At 66.7% G+C, this 14,929-nt stretch carries 12 protein-coding genes; 10 read left to right on the top strand and 2 right to left on the bottom strand.

What is annotated here, in order from left to right; genetic code table 11:
* Window positions 1-15 precede the first annotated feature (15 nt).
* From ACFQU0_RS16260 to ACFQU0_RS16245, 4 genes are all read left to right on the top strand, one after another.
* The gene (locus tag ACFQU0_RS16260; protein WP_382202611.1) at window positions 16-2,229 is read left to right on the top strand and encodes a malate synthase G; all 2,214 of its coding nucleotides are present in this window, start codon (window positions 16-18) and stop codon (window positions 2,227-2,229) included.
* Between the two features lie 180 nt (window positions 2,230-2,409).
* Window positions 2,410-2,661, top strand: coding sequence for a type II toxin-antitoxin system Phd/YefM family antitoxin (locus ACFQU0_RS16255; RefSeq protein ID WP_382202609.1), 252 nt, complete (start codon window positions 2,410-2,412; stop codon window positions 2,659-2,661).
* Window positions 2,651-3,022 (top strand): type II toxin-antitoxin system RelE family toxin, encoded by a 372-nt coding sequence (locus ACFQU0_RS16250; protein WP_382202608.1) that lies wholly within the window; start codon window positions 2,651-2,653, stop codon window positions 3,020-3,022. The genes ACFQU0_RS16255 and ACFQU0_RS16250 overlap by 11 nt, the downstream gene beginning before the upstream one ends.
* A gap of 71 nt (window positions 3,023-3,093) precedes the next feature.
* On the top strand, window positions 3,094-3,312 hold the full coding sequence (locus ACFQU0_RS16245; RefSeq protein WP_382202606.1) for a cysteine-rich CWC family protein: 219 nt from the start codon (window positions 3,094-3,096) through the stop codon (window positions 3,310-3,312).
* A gap of 18 nt (window positions 3,313-3,330) precedes the next feature.
* Here ACFQU0_RS16245 and ACFQU0_RS16240 read toward each other — a convergent pair whose 3' ends face one another.
* On the bottom strand, window positions 3,331-4,452 hold the full coding sequence (locus tag ACFQU0_RS16240; RefSeq protein ID WP_382202604.1) for a hypothetical protein: 1,122 nt from the start codon (window positions 4,450-4,452) through the stop codon (window positions 3,331-3,333).
* A 60-nt stretch (window positions 4,453-4,512) separates the two neighbouring features.
* On the opposite strand from ACFQU0_RS16240, the gene hemB reads away from it, so the two are divergent.
* The 5 genes from hemB to ACFQU0_RS16215 all read left to right on the top strand — a co-directional run bounded on the left by hemB (window position 4,513) and on the right by ACFQU0_RS16215 (window position 11,068).
* Window positions 4,513-5,523: a porphobilinogen synthase gene (gene hemB / locus ACFQU0_RS16235; protein WP_382202603.1), complete on the top strand. Its 1,011-nt coding sequence runs from the start codon at window positions 4,513-4,515 to the stop codon at window positions 5,521-5,523.
* A gap of 8 nt (window positions 5,524-5,531) precedes the next feature.
* Window positions 5,532-6,629 carry a magnesium transporter CorA family protein gene (locus tag ACFQU0_RS16230; protein ID WP_382202601.1) on the top strand — a complete coding sequence of 366 codons (1,098 nt, stop codon included), beginning with the start codon at window positions 5,532-5,534 and terminating at the stop codon, window positions 6,627-6,629.
* Window positions 6,630-6,666: 37 nt separating this feature from the next.
* Entirely contained in the window at window positions 6,667-7,077 is a 411-nt protein-coding gene (locus tag ACFQU0_RS16225) for a rhodanese-like domain-containing protein (protein ID WP_382202599.1), read from the top strand.
* Between the two features lie 2 nt (window positions 7,078-7,079).
* Window positions 7,080-8,960 carry a DNA helicase RecQ gene (gene recQ / locus ACFQU0_RS16220; RefSeq protein ID WP_382202706.1) on the top strand — a complete coding sequence of 627 codons (1,881 nt, stop codon included), beginning with the start codon at window positions 7,080-7,082 and terminating at the stop codon, window positions 8,958-8,960.
* Window positions 8,961-9,100: 140 nt separating this feature from the next.
* On the top strand, window positions 9,101-11,068 hold the full coding sequence (locus tag ACFQU0_RS16215; protein ID WP_382202598.1) for a sensor histidine kinase: 1,968 nt from the start codon (window positions 9,101-9,103) through the stop codon (window positions 11,066-11,068).
* Here ACFQU0_RS16215 and ACFQU0_RS16210 read toward each other — a convergent pair.
* Window positions 11,022-13,427: an ATP-binding protein gene (locus ACFQU0_RS16210; RefSeq protein WP_382202596.1), complete on the bottom strand. Its 2,406-nt coding sequence runs from the start codon at window positions 13,425-13,427 to the stop codon at window positions 11,022-11,024. The genes ACFQU0_RS16215 and ACFQU0_RS16210 overlap by 47 nt on opposite strands.
* 160 nt (window positions 13,428-13,587) lie before the next feature.
* On the opposite strand from ACFQU0_RS16210, the gene ACFQU0_RS16205 reads away from it, so the two are divergent.
* The gene (locus ACFQU0_RS16205; protein ID WP_382202594.1) at window positions 13,588-14,787 is read left to right on the top strand and encodes a threonine ammonia-lyase; all 1,200 of its coding nucleotides are present in this window, start codon (window positions 13,588-13,590) and stop codon (window positions 14,785-14,787) included.
* The last annotated feature ends 142 nt before the right edge of the window (window positions 14,788-14,929 follow it).

Below are 14,929 nucleotides of genomic sequence, written 5' to 3'. Positions count from 1 at the left end.
TTCAACGGAGTCTTCATGACCGCACGCACCCCAGTCCACCAACTGCAAGTCGCCACCGAATTGCACCAGTTCATCGAAAACGAGGTTCTGCCGGGCACCGGCGTGGACAGCGCCGCGTTCTGGAAAGGGTTTGACGCCATCGTGGCCGACCTGGCCCCCAAGAACATCGCCCTGCTGGCCGAACGCGACCGGCTGCAGAGCGAGCTCGATGCCTGGCACAGCGCCAACCCCGGCCCCATCCAAGACATGGCCGCTTACCGCGCCTTCCTGGAAAAGATCGGCTACTTGGTGCCGGTGCCCAAAAAGGTGAAGGCCACCACCAAAAACGTGGACGACGAGCTGGCCACCCAGGCCGGCCCGCAGCTGGTGGTGCCCATCCTCAACGCCCGCTACGCGCTCAACGCCGCCAACGCACGCTGGGGCTCGCTGTACGACGCGCTCTACGGCACCGACGTCATCAGCGAAGACAAAGGTTGTGAAAAGGTCGGCAAAAAAGGGGGTTACAACCCCAAACGCGGCGCCAAGGTCATCGCCTACGCGCGCCACGTGCTGGACCGCTGCGCGCCGCTGAAGAAGGGCTCGCACGTGGGCTCCACCGGCTACAAGGTCAACAAGGACGGCGAGCTGGTGGTGGGCCTGGCAGAAGGCGGCACGTCCAAGCTGGCCGACAAGTCGCAGTTCATCGGCTTCCAGGGTGAGGCCAAGGCGCCCAGCGCCGTGCTGCTCAAGCACAACGGCCTGCACCTGGAGATCCAGATCAACCGCAACACCGCCATCGGCAAAAGCGACGCCGCCGGCGTGAGCGACCTGGTGGTGGAAGCCGCGCTGTCCACCATCCTCGACCTGGAAGACTCGGTGGCCGCCGTCGATGCCGAGGACAAGGTGTTGGGCTACCGCAACTGGCTGGGCATCCTGCAGGCCACGCTGACCGAGTCCATCACCAAGGGGGACAAGACCTTCACGCGCGGCCTCAACCCCGACCGCGAGTACACCGGCAGCAACGGCAAAAAGGTTCGCCTGCACGGCCGCTCGCTGATGTTCGTGCGCAACGTTGGCCACCTGATGACCAACCCGGCCATCCTCTACACCGCCGCCGATGGCTCGGTGAAAGAGATCCCCGAGGGCATCATGGACGCGGTGGTCACCACCACCATCGCCCTGCACGACTTGAAACGCACGAAGAAGGACGCCATCCGCAACTCGCGCAAGGGTTCGGTGTACATCGTCAAGCCCAAGATGCATGGCCCCGAGGAAGTGGCCTTCGCGGCCGAGCTGTTCGGCCGCGTCGAACAGCTGCTGGGCCTGGCCGACAGCACCGTCAAGCTGGGCATCATGGACGAGGAGCGCCGCACCTCGGTCAACCTCAAGGCCTGCATCGCCGCCGCTGGCAGCCGCGTGGCCTTCATCAACACCGGCTTCCTGGACCGCACCGGCGACGAGATGCACACCGCCATGCTGGCCGGCCCCATGATGCGCAAGGGCGACATGAAGAGCAGCGCCTGGATCCAGTCGTACGAGAAGAACAACGTGCTGGTGGGCCTGAGCTGTGGCCTGCGCGGCAAGGCACAAATTGGCAAAGGCATGTGGGCCATGCCCGACCTGATGAAGGCCATGCTGGAACAGAAAATCGGCCACCCCAAGGCCGGTGCCAACACCGCCTGGGTGCCCAGCCCCACCGGCGCCACGCTGCACGCCCTGCACTACCACCAGGTGCTGGTGTCCGACATCCAGAAGGACCTGGAGAAAACCAACGCCGACAAGCTGCGCGATGAGCTGCTGACCGGCCTGCTGACCGTGCCGGTGGTGGCCAACCCCGCCTGGACCGAGGCCGAAAAACAGGCCGAGCTGGACAACAACGCCCAAGGCATCCTCGGCTACGTGGTGCGCTGGGTAGACCAAGGCGTGGGCTGCTCCAAAGTGCCCGACATCAACGACGTCGGCCTGATGGAAGACCGCGCCACCCTGCGCATCAGCAGCCAGCACATGGCCAACTGGCTGCACCACGGCATCGTCACCGAAGCCCAGGTGAAGGAAACCTTCGAGCGCATGGCCACCAAGGTGGACAAGCAGAACGCCGGCGACAAGCTGTACCAGAACATGGCCGGCCACTTCGACACCAGCATGGCCTACCAGGCGGCGTGCGACCTGGTGTTCAAAGGCAAAGAGCAGCCCAGCGGCTACACCGAGCCGCTGCTGCACGCGTGGCGCCTCAAAGTCAAAGCGGCCTGACCCTGCTTTGCACCCTCTCCCTCTGGGAGAGGGCTGGCGTGAGGGCTCTCGGCCAAGCAGCAGTGGGCAACTTGCCCTCGCCATGCGCGGGGTACGAACCGCCGTGAACGTTGGCGGGGTCCAAAAGTTGGCAAATCCACTTATTCAGCGCCATAATCAGCGCCAATTAAGGAGCCGACCATGGAAGCCATTTACGCCGATGTGATGATCAGCATGTCCGAGTTCAAGAAGAACCCGGCAGCGGTGTTGCGCGAAGCCAAGCGCCGCCCGGTGGCCGTGCTGAACCACAACAAGGCGGCTTTTTACATGATCGAACCCGCTTTGTTTGAGGCCATGCTGGAAGAGCTGTCTGAGCAAGAGCTGGGCCGTACGGTGCTGGCACGCATGAGCGAGCGGGCTCAGGCGATTGAGGTGGACATCGATGCCATCTGAGCCGCCCCAGCCAGCGCGCAAACACAAATACCGCTTGCAGTTTGTGCCCAGCGCTTGGGCAGAGTGGCAAAAGCTGGACGGCTCAGTGAAAGAACCGTTGCGCAAGTTGCTGAAAAAGCGGCTGGACAACCCCCATGTCCCGGGTGCGGCACTTCACGGTGCACTGGCTGGGCACTACAAAATCAAACTCAACAAACAAGGCTACCGGCTGGTGTACGGCGTGCAGGACGATGTGTTGATCGTCATGGTGATGGCAGTCGACAAACGCGAAGACAGCGTGGTGTACCAGTCGGCCATGGCGAGGGTGACCGAAAAGATGGCTACTCTGGTGCACGCAGTGCTTCAGCGTCCCCAACCATGACGGTGCGCAACCCATTGCGGTCAGAACGGACGGATGTGCTGCGCGAACGGGATAGCGCATGAAAGCGACGCATGAATTCTGAAGCGCCGGACCCCTCCCGCTGCCCGCTCTGCGGGCAGCCCAACCGCTGCGCCATGGAGATCGAGCGCGAAACGGTGGAGAAGCAGGGCCCTTGCTGGTGCGTGTCGGTGGACTTCACGCCCGCGCTGCTGGCACAGGTGCCGGCGGAGGCGAAGGACCAAGCCTGCATTTGCGCGGCTTGCGCTGCGCGCGCCAGCCCCTGCGATTGAGCCGCCCTGCGGGCCGGCTCACATCACCCGCGACAGCGCAAACATCACGGCCGAGCCCAGGCGGGTCGCCACCTCGTCGCGCGCGATGCGGGTGGTGGCCGCTTCCAAGGTGGGCGGCAGGCGGTGGGGCGAGGTGTCGGTGGAACCGATTTCCACAAACAGCAACTGTGGTTGTTTGGACAACAACTCGGCTTGCAAGAGGTGCAGGGCGTCGGCATGGTGGGCGGTGTCCAGCACCAGCAGGTGGGCCACGTGGCCTTGCAAGGCCTCGCGGGCCTGCGCTGCGTCCACCACGCCGTCCACCGCAATGCCCAGGCGTTTGAGCGTGGACACGGCGTCGTTGCGCAGGGCCGCATCGCCTGACACCACCACCACATAAGCGCCCGACACCGACTTGAACACCGAGTCCATCGGCACCTCTTGCGCCGCAGCCACCTTGACCTCTTCCTCAGCCACCTGCACGGTGCGCCGGAACAGTGCCACCAGCTCGACGCCATCATTGGCCAGGCTGCGCTCCAGGCGCACGGCACCGTCGGATGCAGCGATCTGGCTCAGCAGCAGCCAGTGGATGTTGTCTTCCACCACCGCGCTGCCGGGGATGACGCGGTCGCCGCTGTAGACCTTCATCCACAGCCGCGCCTGGCCGTCGGTCGTTTCCAGCCGCCAGTCGATGCGGTAGCCAAAAGGCAGGCCCCAGTCGAGCATGGCGTTGGTGAGGCTGAAGCCCAGGGTGGGATCGATCAGGATGTCCACCGCCTTGAGGCGGCGGCGCAGGGTGACGCCCAACATGGCCATCTCGCCCTTGCGCTCCTGCAGCACACATTCGAGCAGGTAGGCCAGGTCGATCTTTTCGTGCGACTGGCGCACCCGGCCGCTCTGGAATCGGACGATCTGCTGGGCGCTGATGCCACAGTGTTTGAGCCGCTCGGCCGGCATGGCCAGCACCTTGTATTCGGCGGGCGTCAGGCGCCCCTTGGCGAGCAGCAGGTCCAGCCCACGCACCAGCGACGACACCGTTTCAATCGACTGGTCGGTGAGCGCCGTCACCAGCTCGGGCCAGTGCTCGGCCATGCGCCAGTTGTCGATGGCGGACAAAGGCGCGGGCGACGAAGCGGCGGCATCCGGCGGTGTAGTGGCCATGGTGGTGCGTCAGGTGGTTCACAAATGAGTGTAACGCCAACCATTTGCCACAATACCGGTATGAACACCGCTCCGCTGCCCGCCTTCCCCGCCGCCCGCCCGCGCCGCCTGCGCCGCGACGCCTTCACCCGCAACCTGGTGCGCGAACACGCGCTCACACCACACGACCTGATCTACCCGGTCTTTGTGCTGGACGGCCAAAACCGGCGCGAGGCCGTGGCCTCCATGCCGGGTGTGGAGCGCCTGAGCCTGGACCTGCTGCTGCCGGTGGCCGAGGACTGCGTGAAGCTGGGCATCCCGGTGATGGCGCTGTTCCCGGTGATCGACCAAAGCCTGAAGACGCCCGACGGCCGCGAGGCTTTCAACCCGGACGGGCTGATCCCGCGCGTGGTGGCCGGGCTGAAGGCACGCTTCCCTGAGCTGGGCGTGATGACCGACGTGGCGCTGGACCCCTACACCAGTCACGGCCAAGACGGCCTGCTGGACGAGCGCAACTACATCATCAACGACGCCACGGTGGAGGTGCTGGTGAAGCAGGCGCTGGCCCAGGCCACCGCCGGCGTGGACATCGTCGCGCCCAGCGACATGATGGACGGGCGCATCGGCGCGGTGCGCAACGCGCTGGAAGCGGCCGGCCACATCCACACCCGCATCATGGCCTACAGCGCCAAGTACGCCTCGGCCTTCTACGGCCCCTTCCGCGACGCCGTGGGCTCCGCCGCCAACCTGGGCAAGGCCGACAAAAAGGTCTACCAGATGGACCCGGGCAACACCAACGAAGCGCTGCGCGAAGTGGCGATGGACATCGCCGAAGGCGCCGACATGGTGATGGTCAAACCCGGCATGCCCTACCTGGACGTGGTGCGCCGCGTGAAGGACGAATTCGGCGTGCCCACCTTCGCCTACCAGGTGAGCGGTGAATACGCCATGCTCAAGGCCGCCGCGCAAAACGGCTGGCTGGACCACGACGCGGTGATGATGGAAAGCCTGCTGGCCTTCAAGCGCGCCGGCGCCGACGGTGTGCTGACCTACTTCGCGCGCGACGCGGCGCGCCTGCTGCGCCAGATCTGAAGCCACCGATGCGCGCCTTCACCATCGCTCACAGCGGCGCGCGCGAACTGGGCGCCTGCCCGTCGGCGTTGCCCGACACCGGCTTTCTCTGGCTGGCGCTGGAGCGCAGCGAACTGGAAACCGACACCGCCACCTGGCAACAGCGCCTGCAAGACCTGTGTGGTGTCGGTCTGGTGGACCTGCACGTGTCGGACCTGCTCAATGCACAGCTGCCCTCGCGCTACGACTACACCGACAGCTACGACCTGCTGGTGTTCCGCCGCCTGGCGGCGGCGGGCACGGCCAACGGCAGCGACACGCCGCCCCCGCCCGAGCCCACACGCCGCAGCGGCCCGCCGGTGCTGCGCCGCATCGACACCAGCCCGGTCGGTTTTGTGCTGTTCGACCGCGTGCTGCTGAGCGTGCACCCCAGCGGCTGCGGTGTGCTGGTTCAGCAGGCCACTCGCCTGCTGGCGGCGGGTGCGGCCGACCACCGCCCAGCGCTGGCCCGCACCCTGCCCGACCACCCGGCCGAACTCATGCTGCGCCTGACCAGCGTGATGGTGGACGCATACCTCGACCTGCGACGCGACCTCACGCGCCAGCTCGACCACTGGCAGACCGAGCTGCTGCACCCGCGCACCCGCTTCAACCAGTGGGACCGGCTGCTGCAAGCCCGCATGGCGCTGCACCAGCTCGATGAAATTTGCGAAGACCAGCGCACCGCCATCCAGGGCTGGATGAACGGTCTGGAGCTCCCCACCGACAAAGCCGCCAAGCGGGAACAGGAGCTGCTCAAGCTGCGCGGGCGCGATGTGATCGAGCACATCGAACGGGTGGTGCACCACGTGCGACGGCTCGAACACAACGCCGAAACCACGGTGCAGATGCACTTCAGCGTGCAGGGCAACCGCACCAACGACATCATGCGCACGCTCACCGTGCTGACCGCCATTTTCTTGCCGCTCAACCTCATCACCGGCATCTTCGGCATGAATTTCGACAGCATTCCGCTGTTGCACAGCCAGCGCGGCTTCTGGTGGGCCATGGCGGCCATGGGTGTGGTGGCCGTGGGCCTGGTGCTGGTGTTCTGGCGCAAGCGCTACCTGGAACGCAGCGGCCGCTGAAAGGCCACCCCACACACAACGGCGACAATATGGCCCCATGAAACACCTGTTGCCGACCGAAGCCTGGGGCCTGCTCCAGCAGCGCCGCGACGAGCCGCTTGAGACCGCGCCGCTGTTCGTGGACGTGCGCATGGAAATCGAATCGCTGTACGTGGGCCGCCCGCCCGGTGTGGTCAACATCCCCTGGTACGAATACCCCGACCTGATGCCCGACCCGGCACGTTTTGTGCGCCAGGTCGAAGAAGAATCCGGCGACAAGGCACGCACCGTGTTGCTGATCTGTCGCAGTGGCAAACGCACGGTGGAGGCCGGCCAGGCGCTGGAAGCCGCCGGCTTCACCGATGTGGTCAACATCCTGCACGGCTTTGAGGGCGAGCTCGACGAACACTTCAAGCGCTCCACCCTCAACGGCTGGCGCAAAGAGGGGCTGCCCTGGGAGCAGATGTAGTGTTGGCCTCCCTGGCCAGCCCGGCGCTGGCCGCACACGGCATCCTGCGCGAGGTCTTTGGCTACGACAGTTTTCGCGGCCAGCAGCAGGCCATCATCGAGCACGTGTGCACGGGTGGCGACGCCCTGGTGCTCATGCCCACGGGCGGCGGCAAAAGCCTGTGTTACCAGGTGCCGGCCATCGCGCGGGCGCGCGCTGGTTTGGGCGTGACCGTGGTGGTGTCGCCCCTGATCGCGCTGATGCACGACCAGGTGGGCGCCCTGCACGAAGCCGGCGTGGACGCCGAGTTTCTCAACTCCAGCCTCAGCGCCGACGACGCCGCGCGCATCGAGCGCCGCCTGCTGCAGGGCGAGATCACGCTGCTGTACGCCGCACCGGAGCGCCTGAACACACCGCGTTTCCTGGCCCTGCTCGACACCCTGCACCAGCGCCACCAGCTCAGCCTCTTCGCCATTGATGAGGCGCACTGCGTGAGTCAATGGGGCCACGATTTCCGGCCCGAGTACCGGACGCTGTCGCTGCTGCACGAGCGCTACGCGGGCGTGCCGCGTGTGGCCCTCACCGCCACCGCCGACGCACCCACGCGCGCCGACATGGTGACCCACCTGCAGCTGGAGGACGCGCGCACTTTCGTCAGCAGCTTCGACCGGCCGAATATTCGCTACGCTATCGTTGAAAAGAAAGACGGCTTCAACCAGCTGCTGCGTTTCATCGAACGCGAACACACCGGCACACAAGGGCACGATGCCGGCATCGTCTACTGCCAGTCGCGCAAGCGGGTGGAAGAGGTGGCGCAAAAGCTGGAGGACGCCGGCCTCAAGGCCCTGCCCTACCACGCCGGCCTCGACGGCCCGGTGCGCCAGGCGAACCAGAACCGCTTTCTGCGCGAAGAGGGCGTGATCATGGTGGCCACCGTGGCCTTCGGCATGGGCATCGATAAGCCGGACGTGCGTTTTGTGGCCCACCTGGACAGCCCCAAAAACATCGAGGGCTACTACCAGGAAACCGGCCGCGCCGGCCGCGATGGCGAGGCCGCCAACGCCTGGATGCTCTACGGCCTGCAGGACGTGGTGAACCAGCGCCGCATGATCGACGAAAGCCCGGCGGCCGACGCGTTCAAGCAGGTGTTGCGCACCAAACTCGACGCCCTGCTGACCCTGGCCGAATCGACCGAATGCCGGCGGGTGCAGTTGCTGCGCTACTTTGGCGAAGACAGCACGCCCTGTGGGAATTGCGATAACTGCCTGCACCCGCCGGAGACAACCGATGCCACCGATGCCGCGCGCAAACTGCTCTCGTGCATCTACCGCGTGCAACAAGCCAGCGGCACCGCCTTTGGTGCGGGCCACATCATGGACATCCTGCGCGGCAAGGCCACCGAAAAAGTGGAGCAGCACGGCCACCAGGCCCTGAGCACCTTCGGCATTGGCGCCGATTGGAGCGAGACGCAGTGGCGTGGCCTGTTGCGCCAGTTGATTGCGCGCGAAGCCGTGTGGGTGGACGCCGAGCACTACAACACCCTGCGCCTGACCGATGCGGCCAAACCCATCCTCAAAGGCGAGGCCACGGTGCGCGTGAAGACGACAGTGGACGAGCCGACCGCGCGCCGCAAGGCCAAGGCGCAACGCCTGGACAGCGGCCCGCCGCTCACCTTGGCCGGGCGCGACTGCCTGGCCGCGCTCAAGGCCTGGCGCGCCGAGGTGGCGCGCGAACACAACCTGCCGGCCTACGTGATCTTCCACGACGCCACGCTGCGCGCCATCGCCGAACGCCAGCCGCGCAGCCTGGCCGATCTGGATGGCATCAGCGGCCTGGGCGCCAAAAAACGCCAAGCCTATGGCGACGAGGTGCTGAGGGTGGTCCAGACCACCAGCGGCGCGTAAAAACCCGCCCCCGGTCAATTTAACAAAATGTGGCAGTTGATCTGCCATGCGGCAGAATCGCCGCACCACGGGTAAGCAGCGCGCCCACATCGGCACAGACCGAGTGCGAGACGCCTGGCGCCACGTGGCAAGGGAGCGGTATGGAACTGAAAAAAGATGCCCCGTCGGGCGCGCCGGCACACAGCCTGCGCCGACGGGCGTCCGACATGGCGCGGCTGGGTCCGCTGCGTCGCTACACCTACGAAGTCATGGCAGCGGCTGCCGTGTTGCCCTTTCTGGTGGCCTGGTTGGCCACACAGAATGGGCTGTGGCACGCCAACGCCCTGGCACATGACCAATGGCTGGCGCACGACGCGCCCCCCACCTGGGCCGAGGTGGTGGTGATCGCGCTGGACGAGACCTGCCCTGGCCACCTGATCCATTGCGCCGCCCTGCCCATGCGGCGCCTGGAGCTGATGGAACGCCTCAAACCCCATGGGCCACGCAGCGTGCTGATGGACATCCCGCCCATGCCGGACCCGGCCACCCTGCCGGCCGACCGCGACGGCATCGTGCGGCGGCTGCTGCCACACGCCCCCGGCGCGAACACCACCACCGTCCACCACGCCATGCAAGTGCTCAGGCTGGCGTCACCCCGCGACGGCTGGCCACCCGAGCTGTTTCTGCGCTGGCGTGCGACCGACCAAGGGCCGCCGGTGTGGACCTACGCCGATGTGCTGATGGACAAGCTGCCGCCCCATGCGCTGCGCAACAAGCTGGTGGTGGTGGGCCCACGAGGGGGCGCACAGGCTGGCCCGCCGCTGCTGGTGCGGGTGGGCGCCAGCACCCACACGCTGCCCCAGCCCGACGCCTATGCCCAGGTGCTGGACAACCTGCAGCATGGGCGCTGGGTGCGCCACCTGCCCGCCGGCGCCGCCTTGCTCTGGGCCGCCCTGCCACTGTGGTTGGCGGCATGGTTGTGCCTGCGCCGCCCCGAACACACCGCCCAAGTGGTGATGGGCATGGGACTGGCCACCACCACACTGAGCGCCTACACCTTGCTGCAGCACGGCTGGTGGTTGCCGGCAGCCACACCCCTGGCGGGCCTGGTGCTGTTCCTGCTGGTGTGCAGTTGGCGGCGCTCCCAGGCTTTGTCGGCCCTGTTTGCCCACCGCATCGAGCGGCTGGACAAGGTGCTGGCGCAATCCCCCATGGACGCCGACCCACGCCTGCAACCCCTGGCGCCCCAGGTGATGGACCGCGCGCCACAGGCCAAAGTCGAGGTGCTGGACCAGGCGCTGGAACGCCTGGAAGCCCAGCACCAGATCCAGCGCCGCCTGCACCAGCAGCGCGACCGCTGGCTGGCCTTTTTGTCACACGATCTGCGGGCGCCCCAGTCCAACATCCTGAGCCTGCTGGAGCTGCGCGAGCACGGTGTGGAGGGCATGACCGACGAGCGCTTCTACGGCGGCATCCGGGTGCAGGTGGACCGCACCCTGCGTCTGGCCGAAGGTTTTGTGGACCTGCTGCGCGCCGAGTCAGACACCCTCAACCGGCGGCACGGCACGCTGGAACACCTGGTCCAGGAAGCGGTGGACCGCTGCTGGCCACAGGCCCAGGCCGCGCAGGTCAAGATCGTGCAGCGCGGCACGTCGAACGAGGACGGTGCGTTCTACGGCGACCCCGAGTTGCTGACCCGGGCCATGGTCAACATGCTGGGCAACGCCTTGCGGCACAGCGAGCCTGGCAGCCAGGTGGAGGTGTGCGTGGCGCGCGACCCGCACACACACCAAGTGGCCTGGTCGGTGCGCGACCACGGTGCGGGCATGGAAGCCCAGGCCCTGGCCGACCTCCTCCACGCGCTGGACACCCATACCTGGGTGCGCCCGCGAGGCAAGACCGGTGGCGCACGCACCCACGGGCTGGGCCTGGGGCTGCTGGTGGCCCACACCGTGGTGGCGCGCCACGGCGGCGAACTGCATGCGCTGGCCGCGCCCGGCGTGGGCTGCCATTTTTTGATGCTGCTGCCCCCCCCGGACAGTGGCCAGGCCGCCCCACCGCCACACCACAGCAGCCAAACACTCAGCCCAGAAAACCAACGGGGCGCGACTCACGCACTTCCGGCTTGATGCGGTGCTCGGCTTCGAGCTGGGCGAGGAATTCGTCCGGGTCCAGCGTGGTGGCCAGGATGTCGGCCTGGCGTTTGACGGCGGCAAAATCGCCCGGACACAACACGTTCAGGCGTGCCAGCCGATCTTGCTGTGCGCCGGTGAGATCGGCCTGCCGCCCGCCCAGCGCCTCCACCACAAACATGCGCTCTCGCTGATCGGCCCGCAGCGGCTTGAACTGGATCTTGAAGGTGAAGCGGCGCAAGGCCGCCTGGTCCAGGCTGTCCAGCAAATTGGTGGTGCAGACGAAGATGCCGCGAAAGCGCTCCATGCCCTGCAGCATCTCGTTGACTTCGGTGACCTCGTAGGTGCGCTGCGCGCCGCGCCGGTCCTGCAGAAAACTGTCGGCCTCGTCCAGCAGCAGCACCGCCTTTTCGGCCTCGGCCTCGGCAAACATGGCGGCCATCTGCTGCTCGGTCTCGCCCACAAACTTGCTCATGATGTCGCTGGCCTGTTTGATGAGCAGCGGGCGTTCGAGCACACGCGCGATGTGTTCGGCCAGCGCGGTTTTGCCTGTGCCCGGTGCGCCGTGAAAACACAGGGTGCCGTGGCCACGCGCCTTGAGCGCGGCGACGATGCGCGGGATGTCGAAGCGCGACTCGACGTGGAGCATGTCGAGGTCGTACTGCGTCACGCAGGGGCGACCCTGGGCCTCACCGCGGCGGCCCAGGGCATGGTCAGCGTGGCGCAGCTGGCGTTCGATCAAGGCCTCGGTCTGCAGCTCGGGCTGGCCGGGCCGGTCGGTGCCCACCAGTTGGGCGAAGCGCACGGCCGTGCGTATCTGCGCGGGTGTCAAGCCCTTGCGTTCCGTCAGGCGGGCCACCAGCGTGTCCGACACCGCCACACCTTCCAGCGTCTTGCGCACCAGCTGCTCGCGCGCGCCGGGCGGCGGCGAGGTGAGTTCGAGGTGGTATGCAAAACGGCGCCGAAAAGCCGGGTCGATCTGTTCGATGCGGTTGGTCACCCACAGTGTGGGCACCGGGTTGCTTTCCAGGATTTGGTTGACCCAGGCCTTGCCGCTGATGCTGGCGCTGTGTGGCGCGCTCACCTGCTCGGCACGCGCCAACAATTGCGCGGCCTCGCTGGTGATGGGCGGGAAGACGTCTTCCACCTCATCAAAAAGCAACGCCGAACGCGCCGTGCCCTTGAGAAACACCTGCGCGATCTGCAGCGAGCGGTAACGGTCGCGCCCGCTGAGCGAATGGCCGTCGCGGTCGGCGTACTCCACCTCGAACAGCTCCAACCCGGCGGCGAGGGCCACCACCCGCGCCAGCTCGGTCTTGCCGGTGCCGGGCGGGCCGTACAACAAGACGTTGACGCCTGGCTCCTTGCGCGCCACCGCTTCGCGCAGCAGGGCACACAACACCTGCACCTCATCGCGCACAAAGTCGAAATCGGCCACGCCCAGGGCGCTGCGCGCGGCCGGGCGGGTGAACACCGCCATCAGCTCGTTCTGGTCGCGGTACTCGCGCATGAGCACCGGTGGCAGCTTTTCGCTGACCTTCATGAGGTCGGCCAGGTCGGTGATGTTGTGTTCGGAGATCAGGTTCTCCACCATGCCGATACGCTCCAGGCGCGAGCCCGCACGCAACGCCTCGCCCACTTCGGCCGGTGGCACGCCCGCCAGATCGGCGATGGCCGCATAGGCCTCGGGCGCGTTGTTGACCTTGAACTCCACCAGGATGGAGCGCAGGTCGCGCTGGTAGCGCGCCAGCGTGCCGTAGAGCAGCAGCGCGCGTTCGGCGCGGTTGAGCTGCAGCAGGCCGGCCAGGGCGTCGATGTTCTTTTCCACCAGCGTGGACTGTTTTTTCAGCGCCTGCGCCAGCCACTCGCCGGTCACACCCAGCACGCTGAGCAAATCCTTGGGCGACTCCTTGGCGTATTCGTCGAGGTAGAAGAACAGCGTGCCTTCTTCGTAAGGCCCACGCCACACGCCAAAACGCTCCATGAAGGCCGCCAGCGGCAGCTCGGCGTGGTGGGCCCACAACTCGTTGTCGCGGCAGCGCCGTGTGAGGAATTCGCGCAGGCGGGTGAGCACGGTGAGCGGCCACACCAGGTGGCGCCCGGCCAGGGCGAGCAAGGTATTGAGGTCGCGCCGCAGGTTGAAGCGCGCGCCCTGGCGCGCGGCCAGGGTGAGCACAAAATGTGAACACATGAGGTCCAGCACCGGCGCCTGGCGCAGCTCGGGCGGCACGAACACGCGCCCCCCACTCAGGCGCGCTTCGCCCGACGGCCGCAACAGCGCGCGGCCGTCGCCACGGCCCACACCCCGCACCTGGGCCATCGGCTTGCCGGCCGACGCCACCAAACGTTTGACCATCCGAAACACCTCCAGCCTTGCCACAACAGCGGACCGTGTCGGGTCTCATGCGGCCGGCGCTTGCGCACCAGCGGGCCCTTTGTATTGCGCGAACCATACCCCAGCTTTTGCGCGGGGGGAAGTGTGTCGCGCAAAGGCCCCAAGCGGTCACAATGCCGGGATGATTGAACTCGCCGATATCGAAGCGGCCGCCCAACGGTTGGCCGGCCAGGTCTTGCTGACCCCATGCGTGGAGTCGCGCACGCTGTCGCAAATCACCGGGGCGCAGGTGTTTCTCAAATTCGAGAACCTGCAATACACCGCCTCGTTCAAGGAACGCGGCGCCTGCAACAAACTGAGCCAGCTCAGCGCCGAGGAGCGGGCGCGCGGTGTGGTGGCCATGTCGGCCGGCAACCACGCCCAGGGCGTGGCCTACCACGCACAACGCCTGGGGCTGCGTGCCGTCATCGTGATGCCACGTTTCACGCCCGGCGTGAAGGTGGAGCGCACACGCGGCTTTGGTGCCGAGGTGGTGCTGCACGGCGACACCCTGGACGAGGCCCGCGCCCACGCGTTTGCATTGGCCGACCGCGAAAGCCTGGTGTTTGTGCACCCCTACGACGACGACGCCATCATTGCCGGCCAGGGCACGGTGGGCCTGGAGATGATGCGCGCCCAGCCCGACCTGGATGTGTTGGCCATCGCCGTCGGTGGCGGCGGCTTGATCGGCGGCATCGCCACCGCGGCCAAGGCGCTCAAACCCGGCATCGAGGTGGTGGGGGTGCAGACGCAGCGTTTTCCCGCCATGGTCAACGCCATGACCGGCCAGCATTTGCCGCAGGGCAGCAACACCATCGCCGAAGGCATTGCGGTGGCCAGCCCGGGCGAGCGCAACATGACACTGGCACGCGCCCGGGTGGACGACTGGCTGCTGGTCGACGAAGGCGACATCGAGCAAGCCATCGTGATGCTGCTGGAGATTGAGAAAACACTGGTGGAAGGCGCCGGCGCCGCCGGCCTGGCCGCCCTGCTCAAACACCCACAGCGGTTTGCCGGCAAAAAGGTGGGCCTGGTGCTGTGCGGCGGCAACATCGATCCGCTGCTGCTGGCCTCCATCATCGAGCGTGGCATGGTGCGCGCCGGCCGACTGGTGCGCATCAAGGTCAGCGCGCGCGACGTGCCGGGCAACCTGGCCCGCATCGCGGCCTTGGTGGCCGAGGTGGGGGCCAACATCAACGAGGTGCACCACCAGCGCGCGTTCACCTTGCTGGCGGCGCAGAACGTGGAAATTGAACTGGTGTTGCAGACCCGCGGGCGCGAGCACGTCGATCAGGTGCTGGCCCATCTGCTGGCCGCTGGCTTTGACGCGGCGGTGGTTTAGAACGGTAAAATGCCGCCAACTTCACCGACTGCCAAGGAACGCAACATGTCCAAGCCTGCCGCCCACGATTCGCACGACCAACCGCAAGATGTCATCGAGTCCATCGTCCCCATGATGCCGGTGGTCCTGCCGGTGGCCGGTG

The sequence above is a fragment of the Hydrogenophaga defluvii genome (assembly GCF_042665235.1).
Classification (GTDB): Bacteria; Pseudomonadota; Gammaproteobacteria; order Burkholderiales; family Burkholderiaceae_C; genus Hydrogenophaga; species Hydrogenophaga defluvii_A.
This window is presented reverse-complemented; position numbering and strand designations above follow the sequence as displayed.

Excerpts from the sequence above, each read along its gene's own strand:
- hemB (WP_382202603.1), top strand. The coding sequence starts at position 4,513 with ATGAACACCGCTCCGCTGCCCGCCTTCCCCGCCGCCCGCCCGCGCCGC.
- ACFQU0_RS16245 (WP_382202606.1), top strand. The coding sequence starts at position 3,094 with ATGAATTCTGAAGCGCCGGACCCCTCCCGCTGCCCGCTCTGCGGGCAG.
- ACFQU0_RS16225 (WP_382202599.1), top strand. The coding sequence starts at position 6,667 with ATGAAACACCTGTTGCCGACCGAAGCCTGGGGCCTGCTCCAGCAGCGC.
- ACFQU0_RS16255 (WP_382202609.1), top strand. The coding sequence starts at position 2,410 with ATGGAAGCCATTTACGCCGATGTGATGATCAGCATGTCCGAGTTCAAG.
- ACFQU0_RS16260 (WP_382202611.1), top strand. The coding sequence starts at position 16 with ATGACCGCACGCACCCCAGTCCACCAACTGCAAGTCGCCACCGAATTG.
- ACFQU0_RS16210 (WP_382202596.1), bottom strand. The coding sequence starts at position 13,427 with ATGGTCAAACGTTTGGTGGCGTCGGCCGGCAAGCCGATGGCCCAGGTG.
- ACFQU0_RS16205 (WP_382202594.1), top strand. The coding sequence starts at position 13,588 with ATGATTGAACTCGCCGATATCGAAGCGGCCGCCCAACGGTTGGCCGGC.
- ACFQU0_RS16240 (WP_382202604.1), bottom strand. The coding sequence starts at position 4,452 with ATGGCCACTACACCGCCGGATGCCGCCGCTTCGTCGCCCGCGCCTTTG.
- ACFQU0_RS16250 (WP_382202608.1), top strand. The coding sequence starts at position 2,651 with ATGCCATCTGAGCCGCCCCAGCCAGCGCGCAAACACAAATACCGCTTG.
- ACFQU0_RS16230 (WP_382202601.1), top strand. The coding sequence starts at position 5,532 with ATGCGCGCCTTCACCATCGCTCACAGCGGCGCGCGCGAACTGGGCGCC.
- ACFQU0_RS16215 (WP_382202598.1), top strand. The coding sequence starts at position 9,101 with ATGGAACTGAAAAAAGATGCCCCGTCGGGCGCGCCGGCACACAGCCTG.